Origin of the sequence: Paucibacter sp. XJ19-41, assembly GCF_028462495.1 — a bacterium.
In the GTDB taxonomy this organism is placed as follows: Bacteria; Pseudomonadota; Gammaproteobacteria; order Burkholderiales; family Burkholderiaceae_C; genus Roseateles_E.
In genome coordinates, this window is record NZ_JAQOWX010000051.1 from 18,238 (window position 1) to 37,840 (window position 19,603).

General features: G+C 69.6%; 17 protein-coding genes. 12 read left to right on the plus strand and 5 right to left on the minus strand.

Annotated features, from left to right (window positions below; genetic code table 11):
• The first annotated feature begins 123 nt into the window (after window positions 1–123).
• Both lplT and PO768_RS14630 read left to right on the plus strand, forming a co-directional pair.
• Window positions 124–1,389 (plus strand): lysophospholipid transporter LplT, encoded by a 1,266-nt coding sequence (lplT, locus tag PO768_RS14625; RefSeq protein WP_137945716.1) that lies wholly within the window; start codon window positions 124–126, stop codon window positions 1,387–1,389.
• A 106-nt stretch (window positions 1,390–1,495) separates the two neighbouring features.
• On the plus strand, window positions 1,496–2,629 hold the full coding sequence (locus tag PO768_RS14630) for a hypothetical protein (RefSeq protein WP_272646634.1): 1,134 nt from the start codon (window positions 1,496–1,498) through the stop codon (window positions 2,627–2,629).
• On the opposite strand, the gene PO768_RS14635 is transcribed toward PO768_RS14630, so the two are convergent.
• Window positions 2,587–3,552 (minus strand): hypothetical protein, encoded by a 966-nt coding sequence (locus tag PO768_RS14635; RefSeq protein ID WP_272646635.1) that lies wholly within the window; start codon window positions 3,550–3,552, stop codon window positions 2,587–2,589. The two genes, PO768_RS14630 and PO768_RS14635, sit on opposite strands and share 43 nt — an antisense overlap.
• A 227-nt stretch (window positions 3,553–3,779) precedes the next feature.
• Here PO768_RS14635 and PO768_RS14640 point away from each other — a divergent pair, with 227 nt between their 5' ends.
• Both PO768_RS14640 and PO768_RS14645 read left to right on the plus strand, forming a co-directional pair.
• Window positions 3,780–4,643, plus strand: coding sequence for a DMT family transporter (locus tag PO768_RS14640; protein WP_442953233.1), 864 nt, complete (start codon window positions 3,780–3,782; stop codon window positions 4,641–4,643).
• 34 nt (window positions 4,644–4,677) lie between these two features.
• A complete protein-coding gene (locus PO768_RS14645) occupies window positions 4,678–5,166 on the plus strand; it encodes a glutathione peroxidase (RefSeq protein ID WP_137943773.1) in 489 nt (162 codons plus the stop codon).
• Here the strand turns inward: PO768_RS14645 and PO768_RS14650 are convergent.
• Window positions 5,156–5,818, minus strand: a complete 663-nt coding sequence (locus tag PO768_RS14650; RefSeq protein ID WP_272646637.1) for a Crp/Fnr family transcriptional regulator — start codon at window positions 5,816–5,818, stop codon at window positions 5,156–5,158. The two genes, PO768_RS14645 and PO768_RS14650, sit on opposite strands and share 11 nt — an antisense overlap.
• Before the next feature lie 57 nt (window positions 5,819–5,875).
• Between PO768_RS14650 and PO768_RS14655 the strand changes: the two genes are divergently transcribed.
• From PO768_RS14655 to PO768_RS14680, 6 genes are all read left to right on the plus strand, one after another.
• Window positions 5,876–6,976: a DUF2332 domain-containing protein gene (locus PO768_RS14655; RefSeq protein WP_272646638.1), complete on the plus strand. Its 1,101-nt coding sequence runs from the start codon at window positions 5,876–5,878 to the stop codon at window positions 6,974–6,976.
• A gap of 114 nt (window positions 6,977–7,090) precedes the next feature.
• The gene (locus tag PO768_RS14660; protein WP_272646639.1) at window positions 7,091–7,804 is read left to right on the plus strand and encodes a substrate-binding periplasmic protein; all 714 of its coding nucleotides are present in this window, start codon (window positions 7,091–7,093) and stop codon (window positions 7,802–7,804) included.
• 30 nt (window positions 7,805–7,834) lie between these two features.
• Entirely contained in the window at window positions 7,835–9,022 is a 1,188-nt protein-coding gene (locus PO768_RS14665) for an amino acid aminotransferase (RefSeq protein WP_272646640.1), read from the plus strand.
• A 99-nt stretch (window positions 9,023–9,121) separates the two neighbouring features.
• On the plus strand, window positions 9,122–10,381 hold the full coding sequence (locus tag PO768_RS14670; RefSeq protein WP_272646641.1) for a D-amino acid dehydrogenase: 1,260 nt from the start codon (window positions 9,122–9,124) through the stop codon (window positions 10,379–10,381).
• Entirely contained in the window at window positions 10,378–11,277 is a 900-nt protein-coding gene (locus PO768_RS14675) for a S66 peptidase family protein (RefSeq protein WP_272646642.1), read from the plus strand. Before PO768_RS14670 ends, PO768_RS14675 begins: the two co-directional genes overlap by 4 nt.
• Window positions 11,278–11,369: 92 nt before the next feature.
• Window positions 11,370–11,759: a hypothetical protein gene (locus tag PO768_RS14680; protein ID WP_272646643.1), complete on the plus strand. Its 390-nt coding sequence runs from the start codon at window positions 11,370–11,372 to the stop codon at window positions 11,757–11,759.
• Between the two features lie 56 nt (window positions 11,760–11,815).
• On the opposite strand, the gene PO768_RS14685 is transcribed toward PO768_RS14680, so the two are convergent.
• Window positions 11,816–14,605: a TonB-dependent receptor domain-containing protein gene (locus tag PO768_RS14685; protein ID WP_272646644.1), complete on the minus strand. Its 2,790-nt coding sequence runs from the start codon at window positions 14,603–14,605 to the stop codon at window positions 11,816–11,818.
• Window positions 14,606–14,885: 280 nt separating this feature from the next.
• On the opposite strand from PO768_RS14685, the gene dacB reads away from it, so the two are divergent.
• Window positions 14,886–16,343, plus strand: a complete 1,458-nt coding sequence (gene dacB / locus PO768_RS14690; RefSeq protein ID WP_272646645.1) for a D-alanyl-D-alanine carboxypeptidase/D-alanyl-D-alanine endopeptidase — start codon at window positions 14,886–14,888, stop codon at window positions 16,341–16,343.
• 153 nt (window positions 16,344–16,496) lie between these two features.
• Here the strand turns inward: dacB and PO768_RS14695 are convergent, their stop codons facing one another.
• Both PO768_RS14695 and PO768_RS29275 read right to left on the minus strand, forming a co-directional pair.
• Window positions 16,497–18,353, minus strand: a complete 1,857-nt coding sequence (locus PO768_RS14695; RefSeq protein ID WP_272646646.1) for a sensor histidine kinase — start codon at window positions 18,351–18,353, stop codon at window positions 16,497–16,499.
• A 22-nt stretch (window positions 18,354–18,375) separates the two neighbouring features.
• Complete coding sequence (locus PO768_RS29275; RefSeq protein ID WP_442953234.1) at window positions 18,376–18,777, minus strand: sensor histidine kinase; 402 nt, start codon at window positions 18,775–18,777, stop codon at window positions 18,376–18,378.
• Here PO768_RS29275 and PO768_RS29280 point away from each other — a divergent pair.
• On the plus strand, window positions 18,776–19,603 hold an 828-nt coding region (locus PO768_RS29280), incomplete at its 3' end, for a hypothetical protein (RefSeq protein WP_442953235.1). The genes PO768_RS29275 and PO768_RS29280 overlap by 2 nt on opposite strands.

The window sequence follows — 19,603 nt, forward strand, 5'->3', positions numbered from 1 at the left end:
GCTGTCCCCCCACAGGGGTGCATGCTATAAAGCCGCGCTCTTGCCCCTGTGTGAAACTTTGCTTCCGGGGGCCAGGCTGGCCCCAGTTCCCGCAGCATTTCTACGCAGTTCACTCACGGGCAGATGAAAAAAGGTTTCTACACCATCATGTCGGCGCAGTTTTTCAGCTCGCTGGCTGATAACGCGCTGTTTGTCGCTGCCGTGGAACTGCTGCGCACCTCGGGCGAGCCGGAGTGGCAGCGCGCCGCCCTGGTGCCGATGTTTGCGCTGTTCTATGTGATTCTGGCGCCCTTTGTCGGTGCCTTTGCCGACGCCGTGCCCAAGGGCAAGGTGATGTTCTATTCGAACAGCATCAAGGTGGTGGGCTGCCTGATGATGCTGTTCGGCAGCCATCCGCTGATGGCCTACGCCATCGTCGGCCTGGGCGCGGCGGCCTACTCGCCGGCCAAGTACGGCATCCTGACCGAGCTGCTGCCGCCCTCCCAACTGGTCAAGGCCAATGGCTGGATCGAGGGGCTGACGATTGCTTCCATCATCCTGGGCGTGCTGCTGGGCGGGCAGCTGGTCGGCCCGCATGCCTCGGCCTGGCTGCTGAGCCTGGGCTTGCCCGGCATTCACAGCGCGCCGCAGGCGGCGATTGCCAGCCTGGTCGGGCTGTATGTGATCGCAGCCCTGTTCAATCTGCGCATCCCGCGCACCGACGCGCCGCTGCAGCCGGTCGGCCTGGGGCCGCTGGGCCTGGTGCGCGACTTCGCCAACTGCAATTCCCGCCTCTGGCAGGACAAGCTGGGCCAGATCTCGCTGGCCACGACGACGCTGTTCTGGGGCGTTTCCGGCAATCTGCGCTACATCGTGCTGGCCTGGGCCGCCGCCGCGCTGGGCTATGGCACGACCCAGGCCTCCAGCCTGGTCGGTGTGGTGGCGATCGGTACGGCGGTCGGTGCCGTCGTCGCCTCGATGTATATGCGGCTGGAGCGCGCCACTGCGGTGATCCCGCTGGGCATCGCGATGGGATTGCTGGTGATCTTGATGAATGTGATCAGCAATGTCTGGGTGGCCGCGCCTTTTCTGATCGTGCTGGGCGGCATCGGCGGCTTCCTGGTCGTGCCGATGAACGCGCTGCTGCAGCATCGCGGCCACAACCTGATGGGGGCCGGCCGCTCGATCGCGGTGCAGAACTTCAACGAGCAGGCCTGCATCCTGGGCCTGGGCGCGCTCTATACCGGCATGACCAAGTTCGGCATGTCGGCCTTCGGCGCGATCACGATCTTCGGCATCGTCGTCGCCGGCACCATGTGGCTGATCAAGCGCTGGCACCACAACAACTGCCTGCGCCACCCCGAGGAGCTGGAACGCCTGCTGAAGCTGGCGCGCAGCGACTGCCACTGAGGCCACGCCCCGCCGGCCGTTCTGCTACAAACAGGCGCCGGGCATGGCGGGCGCGAGGGCAGAAATGGGCGATGAAGCGGCGGTTCGGCAGCAGTGGCTGGCGAGATTGGACGAAGCTGAGCGGCGCTACGGCCTCGGACAGTTCGAGCCGGTGCTTGCCGGGATCGATGCCTTGCTGGCTGCGCCGGCACCCGAGACGGGGCTGCGGCTGCGCGCCCTGCTGCTGAAGCTGCGTAGCCTCAGCAAGTTCGAGCGTTTCGAGGCCATGCTGACGGTCGGCCAGGAGGCGCTGGCGCGGGTCGCCGGCCCCAGCCCCGAGCGTGTTGAACTGCTGGCGCTGATGTCCTTTGCCTACAACCAGAGTTCCTGCTGCGAGCCGGCCCTGCGCGCCGCAGACCTCGCCTTGCGGGACGCGCTGGCTCTGGGCCATTCGGCCGGGGCGGCGATGGCGCTGGAGCGGGTCGCCATGTGCTATTTGTGGATGGGTGACGAGCAGGCCGCCGAACGCTTCATGCTGGAGGCGCTCGGGTTTCAGCGTCAGTCCGCCCCCGAGCCGCGTGACCTGTTGCGCTTCTCGAACACCTTGCATCTGGTCTGCGCCGTGCATGACGCCCATCTCGAGCGTGGTGACCATGCCGCCGCCCTGGCCGCGCTGACCCGGTCCTCGCGCTACCTGGCCGAAGGCGAGCGTCTGGCGGTGGGACTGCCGCAGGCCTATCTGCGCAGCCAGTGGGACGCCAATGTGCTGCGCTGGCGGCGCCGTCGTCATGCCGCGCCCGAGGTGCGCGAGCAGATGCGGCAGCTGTTCGAGCGGTCCAGCAGCCAGGGCTGGCTGATCCTGCAACTGGCCTTGCAACTGGAGCTGGCCCTGCTGGCCGAGGCCGACGGCGACGCGGCGCTGGCCTGCCGCTACTGCGAGCAGCTGCTGCAGGAAGGGGGCAGCCAGATGCGGCGGCTGCTGCAGCTGCGCGGCCTGCAGACCCAGGCGCGGTGCCTGCGCCGGATCGGCCAGGCCGAGGCGGCGGACCGGGTCGAGCAGTCGATCACGAACTCCCTGCAGCAGCGTGCCGAGCAGGCGGCTGCCGTGCAAGGCCGGATGGCCGCCTTTGATGCCGATCTGCGCCGGCTGCTGGCCGAGGCCGACCAGGCCCGCCTGCTGTCGGAGATCCGTCGCCTGCGCCAGCGCTGGGATGAGGGTCAGGCCTTGCGGGTGCCCGGCACGGTCTGGGTGCGGGCCTGAGGAGCGGCGGGCCGGTTCAGCACCGCCTCGATATGCTCCGACCAGGCCCGCGCGATCTTGAAGCTGCCGCTGTGGTTCAGATGGATCTCGTTGTACCAGTCGCCGCTGATGCCGGCGCTGCCGGGCGTGGCCAGGGCCAGCGGCACGGCGGTGGAGTCGAATACATGCAGGCCCGGGTAGGCCGCCGTATCGGCCGCCAGGCTCTTCAGCAGCTGGGCCAGATGCATCACCATCAGGCGGCTGACCGCCGCCCAGTCGGCGCTGGGGATGTTGTAGGCCTTGAAGGCCGGGTACAGCCAGGGCCCGGCGCCCTCGGTGCCGGCCGGACGCGGCATCGGCACCGCATAGCAGTGCATGAAGACCGGCTTGCCGGCGGCCGGCCCCTGGTCGCGCAGGCTCAGCAGATGGCGCAGATTGGCGCTCAGATAGGCCGCCAGCGTCTGCCAGCCCGGCTCGGAGAAATAGCGCGCCACGCCATGCGAGGGCGGGCCCCACTCGGTCTGGTGGCGCAGCAGGCGCAGCTGCAGCGGGGTCAGCCCGGCCGCCGGGGTCGGGTCTTGCCCGGGGCGGGTCTCGGGGTGGGCCAGCACGCGGGCGGCGGCAATCAGGTCATTGCCGCCCACCGACAGCAGCACGCCGTCCCAGGCCGGCGCGTCGGCGCCGGTCAGCAGCCGCACGAAATCGGGCTGGGCCTGCAGATCGACCAGATGGGCCAGGCCCTCGCCCTGGCCGGCGCAGTTGACGGCCGCCGCCGGCTGCTTGAAGACCAGTTCCTGCAGCAGATTGGCATGGGCATCCAGCTTGGCGGCGGCGTTCGAGAACCAGGAGTCCCCCTGCGCCAGCAAACGCCAGCGATAGCCGTCCAGGGTGGGCGCCGGGTTCGACCGCAAGTCCCCCGGCGTGAAGCAGGCCAGATGATCCAAGAGCTGTTCTCCCATAGATAGTGTTGGTGCCGGCGCGCCGGGGCGACCCGCGTGCGCCCGCCGATTGGAAGGCCTAGGGCCGGCATTTCGCCATGCTATAAACCCTGGGCATTGTTGGCCGGCGGCGCACCGTCTAGCCAGCAATTTGCAGAGTTTTCCCCGTGCTTTGGGCCAGGATGTTGCGGCCAGCCAACCGGGCTTGCCTACCCCTAGTCGCTTCTCTTGTCTTGGCCTACCTCGCGCTGATCTTCAATGCCCTGATCTGGGGGCTGTCCTGGTGGCCGTTCCGGCAGTTCCAGGCCGCCGGCCTGCACCCCTTGTGGGCCACGGTGACGCTTTATCTGATCTCGCTGGGCGTCATCAGCCTGAGCGCCGGCCGTGCCTGGCGCGAGTTTCTCGGCACCCCCTCGCTGTGGCTGATCATGCTGGCCGCCGGCGCCACCAATACCGCCTTCAACTGGGGCGTGGCGCTGGGCGATGTGGTGCGGGTGGTGCTGCTGTTCTATCTGATGCCGCTGTGGGCCGTGCTGCTGGCGCGGCTGATCCTGGGCGAACGGCTGACCGGGCTGGCCCTGCTGCGCATGGTGCTGGCGCTGGGCGGGGCGGCCGTGGTGCTGGCGCCGGAGCAGGGCGGTTTCCCGCTGCCCTCCGGCCTGGCCGACTGGCTGGGTGTGCTGGGTGGCTTCACCTTCGCGCTGAACAATGTGATGCTCAAGCGCGAATCACACCGGGGCGCCCATGCCCGGGCGCTGGCCATGTTCAGCGGTGGCGTGCTGGTGGCCGGTTCGGCGGCGTTGCTGATGGGGGTCCAAGGCCTGGTGCCCTGGCCCAGCCTGCCGGGCTGGATCTGGCTGCTGCCGCTGACCGGCATGGCCGTGCTGTTCTTCTTCTCGAATCTGGCCTTGCAGTACGGCGCCGGGCGCCTGCCGGCCAATGTGACGGCCATCGTGATGCTGGTCGAGGTGCCGGCGGCGGCCATCTCGGCGCTCTGGCTGGGCGGCGGCAGCCTGGACCTGAAGACCGCCATCGGCGGCGCCTGCATCGTCGCGGCCGCCGTGCTGGCGGCGCTTGAGCGCAACGGGGGCCATTGAGCTAGCATCGCTTCCCAATCAGAGGAGCGCTGCCATGAGCCAGACCGTCTACGACTTCCAGGCCCTGTCCATCAAGGGCGAACCGGCCGATCTGGCCAGCCAGCGCGGCAAGGTGCTGCTGATCGTCAACACCGCCAGCGCCTGCGGTTTCACGCCGCAGTTCGCCGGGCTGGAGCGGCTCTGGGAAGACTATGCGGCGCGCGGCCTGGTCGTGGTGGGCTTCCCCAGCAACGAGTTCGGCGGCCAGGATCCCGGCAGCAACGAGGAGATCGCCTCCTTCTGCGAGCTGAACTACGGCGTCAGCTTCCCGATGATGGCCAAGATCAAGGTCAATGGCGCCGAGGCCCACCCCTTGTGGAAATGGCTGAAGGGCGAAAAGCCCGGCATCCTCGGCACCGAGGCGATCAAATGGAACTTCACCAAGTTCCTGGTCGGCCGCGACGGCCAGGTGATCAAGCGCTATGCGCCCAATGACGCGCCCGAGAAGCTGCGCGAGGACATCGAGGCGGCGCTCAAGATCTGAGCCACAGTCGCCGATAGCCACTGCGCAGCCGCCCCTGGGCCACCGCCTCGCGCAGCAGCGCGTTGACGGTCTGGCGCGACAGATTGGCCAGCGCGGCCAGATCGGCCTGGGTGGCGGCGATGGCCTGCCAGCCGTCGGCGTCGGGTGGGCCGTCGCTGCGCTCGCGCGCCAGCTGGCTCAGGGCCAGGCCAAAACGCTCGACCGCACTGCGGTGGCGCGCGGCTTCCAGCAGACCCAGGGTGCCGGCATAGCGCTGTGCGAACTCGCTGAGCAGGGCGCGGGCAAAACCCGGCACCTCGTCCATCAAGAGCCGATAGGCCTGCGGGCCGAACACCCAGAGCCGGCTGGGCCGGCGGGCCAGCGCCTCGTAGGCCGAGGGTCGGCCGGTGGCGAAGGCGGCGAGGCCGAAGAGCTGGGGCGGCTGCACATGCTCCAGCACCGAGATCGCGCCGTCGGCTGCGGTGAAGCGGGTTTCGATCTCGCCCTCGGCCAGGCCATAGAAGGCAGCGGTCGACTGGCCCTGGACGAACAGGCTGCGGCCGCGCGCCAGCCTGCGCTCGGTGACCAGGCTGTTCAGTCTTGAGCACTGGAGGGCGCTCAGCGTCAGCGCCGGGAAGTTGGCGCGCAGCAGGGCCGGCAGATCGTCTGACATGGCCCCATTGTCGGGTAGCCGACATTCATCGCGGCGGCCCGGCCTTAGGCTTGCGCCATGAATGAAGACAGCCAGACACTGGATCAATGGGCGGCTCAGTACCGTCACTTCGCCGAGGTCGAATGCCCGCAGGACCCGCTCTATGTCGCGATCTGCCGCAGCGTGGCCGATTCGGCCGAGCTGCTGGCCCTGATGGCCGAGGCGCCGGCCACGCAGCGCCGGCCCAATCTGCTGCTGGCGGCGCTGCACGAACGGATTCTCTCTGGCGCGGACCATGGGCTGGCCGCCTACTACCCCAGCGTCGGCGGGACCCGCCTGCCCGATGCCGAGCTGCCGGACTTGCTGCTGGACTTCGTGCGCCGGCAGCGGTCGGCGCTGATCGCGCAGCTGCGCTCGCGCAGCACCCAGACCAACGAGATCGGCCGCTGCGCGGTGCTGTGGCCGGCGCTGCAGCACATCAGCGCGTTGAGCGGCCGGCAAGACCTGGCCCTGCTGGACTTCGGCTGCAGCGCCGGGCTGAATCTGGGCGTCGACGCCTACCGCTATGACTACGGCGGCTTTGCGCTCGGCGCGCCGGCAGCGGCTGAGCGACCGACCATCAATTGCGAGTGGCGGGGTGATGCCGCGCCGCCGCCGCCCAAGCCCTGGCGGCTGCAAAGCCGGCTGGGCCTGGACCCGGCGCCCATCGATGTGCGGGACGAGGCGGCGGTGCGCTGGCTGCGCGCCTGTCTGTGGCCGCATGACCGCGAGCGCGCGCGCCGGCTCGATCAGGCGCTGGTGCTGGCGCGCACGGCCGCCCATCCGCTGCGCCGGGCCGAGGACTGCCTGGCCGAGATCGAGCCCTGGCTGGACGGCCTGCCGGCCGGCGTTCAGCCGGTGCTGTTCAACAGCTGGGTGCTGAGCTATTTCGAGGCCGGGGCGCTGGCCCGGCATCGCGTCGCCATCGAGCGCCTGTTGCGCGAGCGCGGCCTGATCTGGCTCAGCGCCGAGGCCGCCGCGCTGCGCCCGCCGGCGCTGGCGCTGCCGGCGGCTTGCGGGGCGGGCGACACCTTGTGGACCCTGCAATGGGCCGCCGGGGTCTTGCGCCAGGCGGTGCTGGCCTGCTCGCATCCGCACGGTCGCTGGCTGCGCTGGCTGGCCCCACCGATTCGCGGGTGACCCTGTAAGAGTTGTCAGTGGCGCGCGCCGGCAAAGCAGACTTCGGCCTGTATGCTGGATCTTCAGGGAGATCCACCCGCCACGATGCGAGTCCGCCGTCACTGTTGTCTGCTGTTGAGTGCGCTGTTCTTGCTGCCGGCCTTGCAGGCCCAGCCGGCGCTGCTGCGTGTGGTGGGCAGCGCCGATCCGCCGTTCCGCATCTTTGTCGAGAGTGGGGCGACCGGGCTTTACTACGATCTGATGAACGAGGCGGCGCGCCGCCTGGGCTGGCGTGTCAGCTATGCCGAGGTGCCGTCGGCACGGGCCTTCAAGCTGATGGAGCAGGGCGAGGCCGATCTGATGCTGGGCCCGCTGCGCACGCCGGAGCGCGAGCTCTTTCTCAGCTACACCCGCGTCGTGCTGCCCAGCGAGGACAAGGCCTTCTACACCCGGCCCGACGCCGCGCCGGTGCGCAGCCTGGACGATCTGGGCGGCCGCAGCATTGCCGTGCATCGCGGCAAGCGCTACGGCCGCGCCTTCGATGCCGATACCCGCTTGCAGCGCCAGGAGGTCAATGACTACCGGGCGGCGCTGGAGATGGTGGCGCGCGGCCGGCTCGACATCGCGGTGGCGCCGGAGCGCGAGGGCGATCTGCTGCTGCGCGAAGCCGGGCTGGGCCTGATCAAGCAGCCCTGGCTGCTGGCCGGCGAGCCGCCCCATGTGGTGCTGGCGCGGGCCTCGCCCTGGCTGGCCCGCCAGGCCGAACTGGAGCGCGCCTTCCTGGCGATGCGCGAGGACGGCGCCTGGCGCCGCATCCTGGAGCGCTACGGCCTGCGAGCCGGCCCATAATGCCGGCTGTCCCGATTGGAGTTGCACACCATGTTCAAGCACGTCGACGCCTACGCAGGCGACCCCATCCTGAGCCTCAACGAAGCCTTCCAGAAGGACGAGCGCGCGGGCAAGATCAATCTGTCGATCGGCATCTATTTCGATGACGACGGCCGCATCCCGATGCTGGACTCGGTGCGTCGCGCCGAGCTGGCCGTGGTGGCCGAGGCCGGTGCCCGGCCCTATCTGCCGATGGAGGGCGCGGCCAATTTCCGCAGCGCGGTGCAGGCCCTGCTGTTCGGCGAGCACCATCCGGTGCGCGCACGCACGGTGACGATCCAGAGCGTGGGCTCCAGCGGCGGCCTGAAGGTCGGCGCCGATTTCCTCAAGCGCTACTTCCCCGACAGCGCCATCTATGTCTCCGATCCGACCTGGGACAACCACCGCGCGGTGTTCGAAGGCTCCGGCATAGCGGTCAAGACCTATCCCTATTACGACGCCAAGACCGGCGGCGTGCGCTTCGCCGAGATGCTCGACGCCATCCGCGCCCTGCCCAAGCACAGTGTCGTGCTGCTGCACGCCTGCTGCCACAACCCGACCGGCGTCGACCTGACCCCCTTCCAGTGGGACGAGCTGATCCCGGTGCTGGCCGAGCGCGAGCTGCTGCCCTTCCTGGACCTGGCCTACCAGGGCTATGGCGAGGGCATCGAGGAAGACGCCTTCGCGATCCGCGCGATGGCCGACGCCGGCCTGTCCTTCTTTGTCGCCAACAGCTTCTCCAAGAGCATGAGCTTGTATGGCGAGCGCTGCGGCGCGCTGAGCGTGGTCTGCCCCGACGCGGCCCAGGCCGTCAATGTGCTGGGCCAGCTGAAATTCATGATTCGTCGCAACTACTCGAACCCGCCGCTGCACGGCGGCCAGATCGTGGCCCGCGTGCTCAGCGATGCGACGCTGCGGGCGCTGTGGGAGGGCGAGGTGGCCGAGATGCGCCAGCGCATCATGGCGATGCGCAACAGCCTGTTCGAGGTGCTCAGCGCCAAGCAGCCGGGCCGCAATTTCGACTACTTCCTGACCCAGCGCGGCATGTTCAGCTACACCGGCCTGTCGGCCGAGCAGGTGGACCGGCTGAAGAACGAGTTCGCCGTCTATCTGGTGCGTTCGGGCCGCATGTGCGTGGCCGGGCTCAACAGCAAGAATGTCGAGGCCACGGCCGTGGCGATGGCCGCGGTGCTCGGCTGAGGCCACATGCGGCCAGGTTATAGGCGGCGCTCGCGCTTTCATTGGTCCTGAGCCCGGCTTGTCCTTACTCTGCCGGCAGATCAGTGTCCAAGAGTCGGGATGAGTCAATATATTGTGGTGATCGGGGGCGGGGTGGTCGGCTTGACGACCGCCTGGGCCCTGGCCGAGCGCGGCCATAAGGTCACACTGCTGGAGCGCGAAGCCGCGCTGGCCTCAGGGGCCAGCCGCGCCAACGGCGGCCAGCTCAGCTACCGCTATGTCTCGCCGCTGGCCGACGAGGGCGTGCCGCTGAAGGCGCTGCGCTGGCTGCTCGATGCCGACGGGCCGCTGCGCTTCAAGCCCGAACTGCGCTGGCATCAATGGGCCTGGATGCTGCAGTTCCTGCGCGCCTGCCGCGGCCCGGTGAACCGCCGCACGACGGCGCGGCTGCTGGAGCTCGGCGCGCTGAGCCAGGCCGCGTTCGCCGAGCTGCATCGCAGCGCCCGGCTCGACGCCGACGACATCGCGCTGCGTGCGCCCGGCAAGCTGGTGGTCTACCGCAAGCCCGATGAATTCGCGCGTGTGGCCGCGCGCGTGCGCGCTCATGGTGACGCGGCGGAGCGGGCACTGAGCCACGAGGAATGTGTGGCGCTGGAGCCGGCGCTGGCCGACGGCGATGCCCAGCTGGCCGGGGGCATCTTCACCGAGGGCGAGGCCGTGGCCGACTGCCACCGGCTGTGCCTGCAGCTGGCCGAGCGCCTGGCTCGGCATGGCCAGTTCCAAGGCGTCGTGCGGGCGCAGGCCCAGGGCTTTGTGCTCTCGCAGGGCCGGGCGGTGGCGCTGCAGACCGATGCCGGCGAGCTGCCGGCCGATGCTTTTGTGCTGGCCGCCGGCCTGCACAGCCGCGGCCTGGGCAAGAGCGCCGGCCTGAACCTGCCGATCTACCCGCTGAAGGGCTACAGCCTGACCGCGCCGATCGGCGACCGGCATCGCCCGCCCGAGGTCAGCGTGACCGACTTCGAGCGCAAGGTGCTGTACGCCCGCATCGGTGAGCAGCTGCGCGTGGCGGCCATGGTGGACCTGGTCGGCAACGATGCCCGCATCGATCCGCAGCGCATCGCCTCCTTGCAGCGCGCGGTGCGGGCAATGTTCCCGCAGGCGGCCGACTACGAGGCCGCCAGCACCTGGGCCGGTCTGCGCCCGGCCACGCCCAGCGGCGCGCCCATCCTGGGCGCCTGCCCGGTGCGCAATCTCTGGCTCAATGTCGGCCATGGCGCTTTGGGCTTCACCTTCTCCTTCGGCTCGGCCCGCATCCTGGCCGAGCTGATTTCCGGCCGCCCCAGCCCGATTGCGCTGGACGGCTTGCGGCTGCCGGCATGAGCGCTCGGCTGATCCCCGCGCTGCCCTATGGCGCGACGCTGGGCCTGATCGCGCCGGCCGGCCCGCCTGCGCCCGGCAGCCTGGAGCGTGTGCCGGCCCTGCTGGCCGCCCATGGCTTCAAGGCCAAGCTGTTCCCCGGCTGCGCCGGCCCCACACATCTGGACTATCTGGCCGCCAGCGACGCGCAGCGCCTGGCTGATCTGCATGCCGCCTTCGCCGACCCCGAGGTCGACGCGGTGCTGGCGCTGCGCGGCGGCTATGGCTGCGCGCGGCTGCTGGAGCAGATCGACACCGACCTGCTGCGCCGCCACCCGAAGCTGCTGATCGGCTTCAGCGACATCACCGCGCTGCACGCGCTGCGCGACGGCATGGGGCTGGTCGGCCTGCATGCGCCGATGCCCGCCTCCAACCTACTCGACGCCGACGCAAGCGCCGACGCCCATGCCTTGTTCAGCCTGCTGCATCGCGGCTTGGCCGTCGGCGAGCAGATCGCACCGGCCCTGCCGGCCCATGGCCTGAACCAGGGTCAGTGCGCGGCGGGCCGCTTGATCGGCGGCAATCTGGCGGTCTTCGCGGCCCTGCTCGGCACGCCCTGGGCGCCGCGCGCCGAGGGCGCGATTCTGTTCATCGAAGATGTCGGCGAGGCGCCGTACCGGGTTGACCGTCTGCTGGTGCAACTGCGCCAGGCCCGTGTGCTCGACGCGGCGGCCGGTTTCCTGATCGGCAGCTTCAGCGACGCCGAATCGCCCGACGCGGTGCTGGCCGATCTGCTGAGCCCGCTGGGCAAGCCGATGCTGGCCGGCTGGCCTTCGGGCCATTGCCGCCCGCATATCGCCTTGCCGCTGGGCTTGCAGGTCGAGATGGATGTCGCGGCGGGCTGCCTGACCCTGCTCTGAGCGGGCCGCGCGCTACGCTGTTCTGGGGATGGCGGGCGATCGCCCGGCCGCAAGAATGGCAGCCTTGTCCCTTTGATGTCCGGGAGATCGCCATGCTGCCCCACCATCCCACACGCGCGCTCGGACTGGCCGCAGCGCTGTTCGCCCCGCTGTTTGCGCCGGCCGGCTGGGCCCAGGAGGCCGTGCTGCTGTCGCCGCAGGAGATCCAGCAGACCCTGGTCGGCAAGAAGCACCGCTCGACCATCAAGGCCAGCGGCGTGGTCACCCAGTGGGAGATGCGCGCCGACGGCACGATGCAGCTCTTCTATCCGGGCGGCAATGACAGCGGCACCTGGCGCCTCGACGACAAGGGCTACTGCACGATCTGGCGCAAGATGCGCGAGGGCAAGGAAGGCTGCTTCACCGTGCGCCGCCAGGGCGACCAGCTCGAGATCCTCAATGCCGAGGGCGTGGTGGGCTCGACGATCAGCTTGGCGAACTGAGCCCTCACGCGCCAAGGCCCACCATCGGCGGGCCTTGGACTTGCTGGCTTGCAGGCTTACCTGAACGAGTAGCGCAGCGACAGCGACAGTGTGCGGCCGAACGGGTCACCGACGCGCGGATCCCAGCCGGCACCGACCACGTCATCGACGTTGTGATAGCTGAACGGCGGTGCCGTGTCGAGCAGATTGTTCAGCCCGGCGGTGATGACCATGTTCTTGAAGCCGGTGTAACTGCCGAACAGGTTGAAGGTCGTGTAGCTGTTGACGTTGCGGCGCGGCGTGCCGAAGCGGGTCATGTCCTGGTCCTTGTAGCCGGACTTGTAGACCGTCGTCAGCGTGGCGCTCCAGTCGTCCCGACCCCAGCCCAGATCGGCGCTGAACTTGTCGCGCAGGTACAGCGTGCGCAGCGAGAACTCGCCGACCAGCTCCTGCAGCGGCAGGTTCGCCAGCGCACGCTCCTTGTGGCTCAGCATATGGGTGCCGTTGATGCTGGCACGCCAGGTGCCGCTCGTGTGCTTGAACTGGTAAGCGGCGCCCCAGTCGAGGCCCTTGGTCGAGCTGTCGGCGGCGTTTTCCCAGCCGGTGGTGACCAGGGTCACGCGGCCGGAGGCGTCGCGGGCGAAGCGGTCCGAGAACAGCGCGTAGTTATTCTTCACTTCGGACAGCGTCAGCTTGCGCAGACGGTCGTCCAGATCGATACGCCAGTAGTCGGCATACATCGTCAGGTCGCGCACCGGCGACACGACGATACCTATCGTGCCTTGCTTGGACTTCTCGGGCTTCAGATTGGGGTTGCCGGTGACGATGTAGTCCAGCCGGCGTGCGCAGTTCGGGTTGGCTGGATCGGCGACCGGACATTGCGCCGGATCGCGCCAGTCCGAGGTATCGAGCAGCGGCGCCGTGTTGGGCGCCAGCTGCTGGAAGCTCGGGGCCTTGAAGCCGGTGTTGACCGAGCCGCGCAGCAGGAAGACATCGTTGGGCTGGTAGCGGAAGGCGATCTTGGGATTGGTGGTGCTGCCGACGTCGCTGTAGCGGTCATGGCGCAAGGCCAGTTGCAGATCCAGCCCCTTGAACACGGGCACGGCCAGTTCGCCGTAAACCGCCTTGATGTCGCGCGACTGCTTGCCGATGGCGCTGTTGCCGGGGCACAGCAGCACATCATTGGCGCCGTTGCTCATGCCGGAGACGCAGTTGAAGGCGTCGGGCTGCGGCGCGAACTCATAGGTCTCCTTGCGCAGATCAAAGCCCAGCGCGAAGTCCAGCGAGCCGGCCGGCAGTTTGAACAGCTCGCCCGACAGCGCGCCGTCGAACTGGGTCAAGGTGGTTTCGCCGCCCTGCAGACGACCGCGCGCCTTGGTCGATTCGATCAGCTCCAGCGCGGCCTGGGTCTGCTTCTCGCCGGGCTTGAGCCAGGGGTTGATCAGGCCGGTCTTCAGTGCCGTGTTGAGCTTGGCGGTGTAGGCATAGCCGTCGATCAGGTTGGACCAGGCCTCGGCCTTGGCGCTCGACAGTCCCAGCTTGTAGGCATAGGCGCCGATCTCGCCGTCCAGACCTGCGGCCAGGCGCTGGTTCTCCGACACGTTCTCGATCACGCGGTTGCCAAAGTCCTGCATGCGCCATCGGTAGGCGATCGGCTTGGTCGGGTCGAAGTCGTTGACGCCGTAGTCCTTCAGGTTCAGGTAATGGGGACCGTTGACCGGGTAGTGGTTGCCTGCCGCTGCAGTGGTGCTGAACTGTGCCGGCGTCAGCTCGGCCTTGCTTTCGGTGCGCGAGGCGGTCAGTTCGACGAAGGCCGTGTGGCGGTCGTTGATCAGGAAGTTGCCACGCGTCGGCAGGTTGTAGGCGTCGTTCGGCGCAGCCAGCATGTACTGGCTGCCGGAGTCGGTGTTGCAGAGGTAGCGATTCGCCGGTTGAGCGGCGTTCCACAGCTGAGGTTGGTACTGCACGCCGGTCGCGATGGCATCGCAGTCGCCCTGCATGCTGAGCAGATTGATACGCGTGTATTTGGTGGCGTCGCCATTGCCGACAGTGGAGCCGGTGGCGCCCAGGGCCGTGTTGGCAAGGTTGATGATGTTGGCAAACGGGTGGCTGGACGAATCGGGCGAGAGATAGCGACCAGGCTGGAAGCCATTGGCCCAGCTGCGCTCGCTGCCGCGCAGGATGTCGTCCTTGTCCAGAGTCAGGCTGCCGAGGATGTTGAAGCGGTCGCGGTCCAGATTACCGAAGCCGCCGGTGATGCTGGCGCGGCGCTTGGTGCCGCCGCCGGATTCCAGCGGCTGCGAGTAATTGACGGCAATATCGACGCCTTCCATGTCCTTCTTCAGGATGAAGTTGATCACGCCGCCGATCGCATCGGTGCCGTAGATCGCCGAGGCGCCGTCCTTCAGCACCTCGACCCGCGCCACGGCGGCCATCGGGATCGCGTTCAGGTCGACCGCGCCGCCGCTCATGCCATGGGTGGAGATGCGGCGGCCGTTCAACAGCACCAGGGTGCTGCCGGGACCCAGCCCGCGCAGATTGGCATTGGCCGAGCCGCCGGTCAGACGGTCGGTGTCGCTGCCGAACACATTGTTATTGGCCACTGCGCTGTCGGCGCCGGTGCCGTTGATGCCCATCTGGCTGAGCATCTGCTCGGCCGTTGTGATGCCCTTGCTGTTCAATTCGGCGCCGGTGATGACCTGCACCGGCAGTGCGCCCTCACCGCTGAGACGCTTGATGCTGGAACCGGTGATTTCCACCCGCTCGACTCTTTGTACCGGCGCGGTGTTTTGCGCCCATGCAGCGCTCAAGGCTTGCGCGCCGATGCCTATCAGCGCAAGGCTGCGTGCGAGTTTGCTCAGTTTCAAGGTACTACTCCTTTTTGGACTTGTCATGACGCTGGCGCGTCCCCGACGAATGATTGGTGTGCCCGCCTTGCCCTTCGGCCTCGTGGGCCGGCAGGCCGCTCTCGGCTTGCATTCATGATCAAGCACACTCCGGGTTTGCCACCATAGGGCTGCCACCTGTTTGTTGCGCTGGCCCCGATGAATGCTTGTCGCGTGCATATAACCTGTTGGAATGCGGGCCCGGCTTGGGCGGCAGCCAGGCGCTACAGTCGCAAGCCATCCCGGCCCTATCGATACCGTCATGTCCTCGAGTTCCTTGTCCCGACTGGCTCATTCGGTGAGCCTGCTGCTGGCCACGCTGAGCCTGGCCGGCTGCGCCAGCCTGCAGCCCGCTGCGCCCTCGCTGCCCGCCGAGGTCAGGACGGCGCTGGATGCGGCCGGCATGCCCGAAAGCGCGCTGGGCGTCGTGGCCTTTGCGCTCGACGCGCCGGACCAGGGCCTGCGCCTGCAGGCGGATCGCGCGATGCAGCCCGGCTCGGCGATGAAGCTGGTGACGGCCATCGTCGCGCTGGACCGGCTGGGGCCGCACAGCCGCGGCCGCAGCGAGCTGCTGGCCGAGGCCGCGCCGCAGGGAGAGCGGCTGGCCGGCCCGCTGTATCTGCGCGGTGGCGCCGACAGCGCGCTCGACTGGGGCGCGCTGTGGCTGATGCTGCGCCAGTTGCGCGAGCAGGGCGTGCGCGAGATTCAGGGCGGCCTGGTGGTGGACCGCCAGCTCTTCCTTCCGGCGCGTGCCGACCTGGGTGCCGCGCCCTTCGACGAGGCGCCCGAGTTCCCCTACAACGTGATCCCCGACGCGCTGAACCTGAACGGCCAGCTGCTGCGCTACCTGCTGCAGTCCGACGGCGAGCGGGTGCAGGCCCGGCTGTTCCCGGCCTGGCCCGGCATGAAGGTCGACACCAGCCGGCTGACGCTCAATGAGCGGCCCTGCGCCGACTGGGCGCGCGACTGGCGGGTGCCCGAGCTCGGCCGCGACGCGGGCGGCGTGGTCGTGATGCTGCAAGGCGGCTTTCCGAAGCACTGCCGCGCCGCGCCCGAGCTCAATCTGGTCGACCGCCAATGGCTGGCGGCGCAGTCTCTGCGCCAGCTCTGGCGCGAGCTGGGCGGCGTGATCGAGGGCCCGGACCGCGAGGCCGCGACGCCGGCGGGCGCTGTCGTGCTGGCCAGTCATCAGGGTCGGCCGCTGATCGAGGACCTGTTTCCGATGATGAAGCGCTCCGACAATGCGCTGACCCGGCTGACCTATCTGCGACTGGGCGCGGCCGCAGCGGTGCCAGGCGAGCCCACGGCGGCGGCGGCCGAGCGCGTGGTGCGGGCCTGGTTTGCCGAGCAGGGCATTGCCGACCAGGGCCTGGTGCTGGACAACGGCTCCGGCCTGTCGCGCAGCGAGCGCATCACGCCGGCCCAGCTGGCGGCCCTGCTGCAAGCGGCCCAGCGCGGCCGCCATGGCCCCGAGCTGCTGGTGAGCCTGCCGGTGGCCGGCGTCGACGGCACCTTGGCGCGGCGCTTCAAGGGCGGGCCGGCCGAGGGCCGGGCACGCCTGAAGACCGGCACCCTGCGCAATGCGATGGCGCTGGCCGGCTATATGCCCGATGCGCGCGGCCGGCTGTGGGTGGTGGTGGCCTTGCTGAACGACGAGCAGGCCGCGGCCAAGGGGCGGCCGGTGCTGGATGCGCTGATCGAGTGGCTGGCGCGCCGCTGAGCGCGGCGGCTTGAGCTTGTGAAATTTTCGTAGCGAGCCGCCGTCAGGCGAGGCGGACGGCGCACAGGAACCGGAACGTACTTCCTGTACGTGAGGATTCCGAGCACCGGCCAACGACGCATGGCGGTGGCGCAGTAGAAAATTCACAAGCTCTCAGGCAGGGGCCCACTCGATCTCGAAGCAGCTGCCCCGGCCCGGTTCGCTGTCCACGCTCAGCCGCGCCCCGAGGCGCTGGCTGCAGGTCACATAGGCGATGAACAGGCCTAGGCCGCTGCGGCCGCGGCCGAACTGGCTGGAGACATAGGGGTCGAAGATGCGCAGCAGCAGCTCGGGCGCGATGCCGGCACCGGCATCGCGCACCCGCAGGCGCAGCAGTACAGCCTCGGCCATATCGATCTCGACCCGCACCTGGCCGGGGCCGCCGCCATAGGCATGCTGACGGGCGTTGTCGAAGAGCTGGGCCAGCACTTCGCTCAGGGCCTCGGGTGCGACCATCGCGCGCTGCCGGGCATCGAAGTCGAGCAGCAGCTGTTGCTGCAGCGGCTGCTCCTCACCCTCGGCGCAGCCGCGCTGCCAGACCGATCGCAGCAGTGCGGCCAGCTGCACCTGCTGGCGCGGCTCGGCCTCGATCTTGAGCTTGTCGTAGCTGGACAGCAGCGCGATGGTGCGCTCCAGGCTGCGCGTCACCAGCGCGCAGGACTGCTGGCATTGCTGCAGCAGGCGCTCGAACTGGCTGCGCGTCAGCCGGCCGGCCGCGCTGTCGCCGGCCAGCTGCTGCAGCTGCTCGGCGGCGGTGCTGGCGGCCGTCAGCGCCGAGCCCAGCGGGGTGTTCAGCTCGTGGGCCACGCCGGCCACCAGGGCACCCAGGCTGGCCAGCTTGCCGGCCTCGACCAGGCGCTGCTGCAGCGCCTGCAGGCGCCGCATGCCTTCGGCCTGGGCGGCCGCATGCTGCTCGGCGCTGAGTCGTTCAGCCTGGGCGTGCTCCAGCTGCAGGCGCTGGTGATGCAGGGTCAGGTCTTGCCGAGCGGCCTCGCGCACATCGTCCAGCTGCAGCTCGTAGGCGCGCGCCTGCGCGGCCAGGGCCTCGTCGACCCGCCCCAGCCGGGCCAGCAGCGGCGCCAGCTGCTTGAGCCGGCGCGAGATCTGCGGCAGCGCGCGGCGCTGTTCGTAATGCGCCAGCACCTCCTCCAAGGCATGCACCGCCGCCTCGGTCTGGCCCTTGGCCGCCAGCCAGACGCCCTCGGCGCAGCGCATCTCGGTGCGTGCCATCGATACCTTGTCGCCGCCCCGGGTCACATAGTCGAAGCCGCGCGCCAGATCGGCGGCGGCCGCCTCCAGCTGGCCCAGCGCGACCTTCTCCTCGATCACGCCGGACAAGGCATTGGCCGCTGCACCCCAGCGCTGCTGCGCGGCATTGACGGCCACGCCCTCGTCCAGCGCGGCCAGCGCCGCCGCAGGCCGGCCCAGCGCGCGCTCGCACTGCGCGATGCCGACGAACATCTGTGCCCAGGGACCGGCATCGCCGCTGGTGCGGCACAGCGCGATCGCCTCGCGCCTCACCGCGATCGAGCGCTCGAATTGCTGCAGGCGCTGCAGCGCAAAGCCCAGCTGCATCAAGGCCTGGGCCAGCAAGGCGGGGCGACCCTCGGCGCGCGCCAGGCCCATGCCGCGCTCCAGCGCCTGCAGACCCGGCTCGAAGCGACCGCTACGCACATGGCTGCGGCCCAGCGCCACCTGCAGCGTGCTCTGCGCCGCCCGGTCGCCCACGGCCTCGGCCCAGGGCAGGGCGGTGGCGACCAGTGCGTCAAGCTCCGGATAGCGCATGGTCTCGGTCAGCAGCTCCACCAGCAGCAGCGCCAGATCGACCCCCGCAGCGCTGGCCGGCTCGGGCGGCAGCGCCGCGAAATACTGCAGCGCCGGCTCCATCAGCTCGGACGCCAGCGTGGGCTGGGCCAGATAGCGCGGTCGCTGCTGCGCCAGCCAGTCGGGGAGGGAGTCTGCAGGGCTCATGTCGAGCCATTCTGCCTGCGGCTCATGCCGGCACCGGCCACTCAATCTCGAAGCGGCAACCCTGGCGCGGCCGGCTCTCGACGCGGATGCGGCCGCGCAGGCGCTGCATCACGGCCGCCTGCGCAATGAACAGGCCCAGGCCGCTGCGCCCGCGGCCGAACTGGCTGGACACATAGGGATCGAAGACGCGCGGTAGCAGCTCCGGCGCGATGCCGGCGCCCTGATCTTGCACCAGCAGCCGCGCCTGACCCTCGCGCACGCCGGCCTGCACCCGCACATGGCCCGGCGCACCGGGCGCATAGGCATGGCGCTCGACGTTCTGGAACAGCTGCACCAGCACCTCGCCCAGGGCCTCGGCNCGCCTGACCCTCGCGCACGCCGGCCTGCACCCGCACATGGCCCGGCGCACCGGGCGCATAGGCATGGCGCTCGACGTTCTGGAACAGCTGCACCAGCACCTCGCCCAGGGCCTCGGCGTGGGTGTGCAGCTCCAGTGCCGCGTCCAGCTCCAGGCACAGCCGGGTGCCGGGGCTCAGCGCCCGCTCCCAGGCCGAGCGCACCAGGGTGTCCAGGCGCAGGCGGCGCGGCAGATCGGGGGCCTGGCCGGCCGCCTGGTAGGCCTGCACCAGGGCCAGGGCCTGTTCGATATTGCGCCGCGCCAGCTCGGCGCCCTGCTCGCAGCTGTGCAGATCGCTGAGGAAACGGCTGCGCGACACGGCCCCGCCGGCCACGCAGCTGCCCAGCGCGCGGCTCAGGTCGGCGGCCGTGCTCAGCGCGGTCAGCGCGGTTCCCAGCGGGGTGTTGAGCTCATGGGCCATGCCGGCCAGCAGCTGGCCCAGGCTGGCCAGCTTGCCGGCCTCCAGCAGCTCGGCCTGCAGCTCGCGCTGCAGCGCCAGCGCCTGCTCCAGCGCGCCGTTCTTGGCCTGCAGTTCCAGCGCATGGGTCTCGCTATGGGCCTGCTGGCTGCGCGCATGGGCCAGCTCGGCGCGCTGCAGCTGGGCGGCGGCGTCCTGGCGGCCGGCCTCGCTGACCTCCTCCAGCTCCAGCGCGTGGGCCTGTTCCAGCGCCGCGCAGGCCGCCTCGGCCCGGCCGTCCTGCAGCAGCCAGGACACGGTCTGGCGGATGCGCCGCGCCACCTGGCGCCGCATCGACCATTGCCGGCTCTGCGCTACCACCTGCTGCATCAGCTCGACCGCGCGCGCGAACTCGCCGCGCCGGGCCGCCAGCAAGGCCTCGGCCGCCAGCAGCTC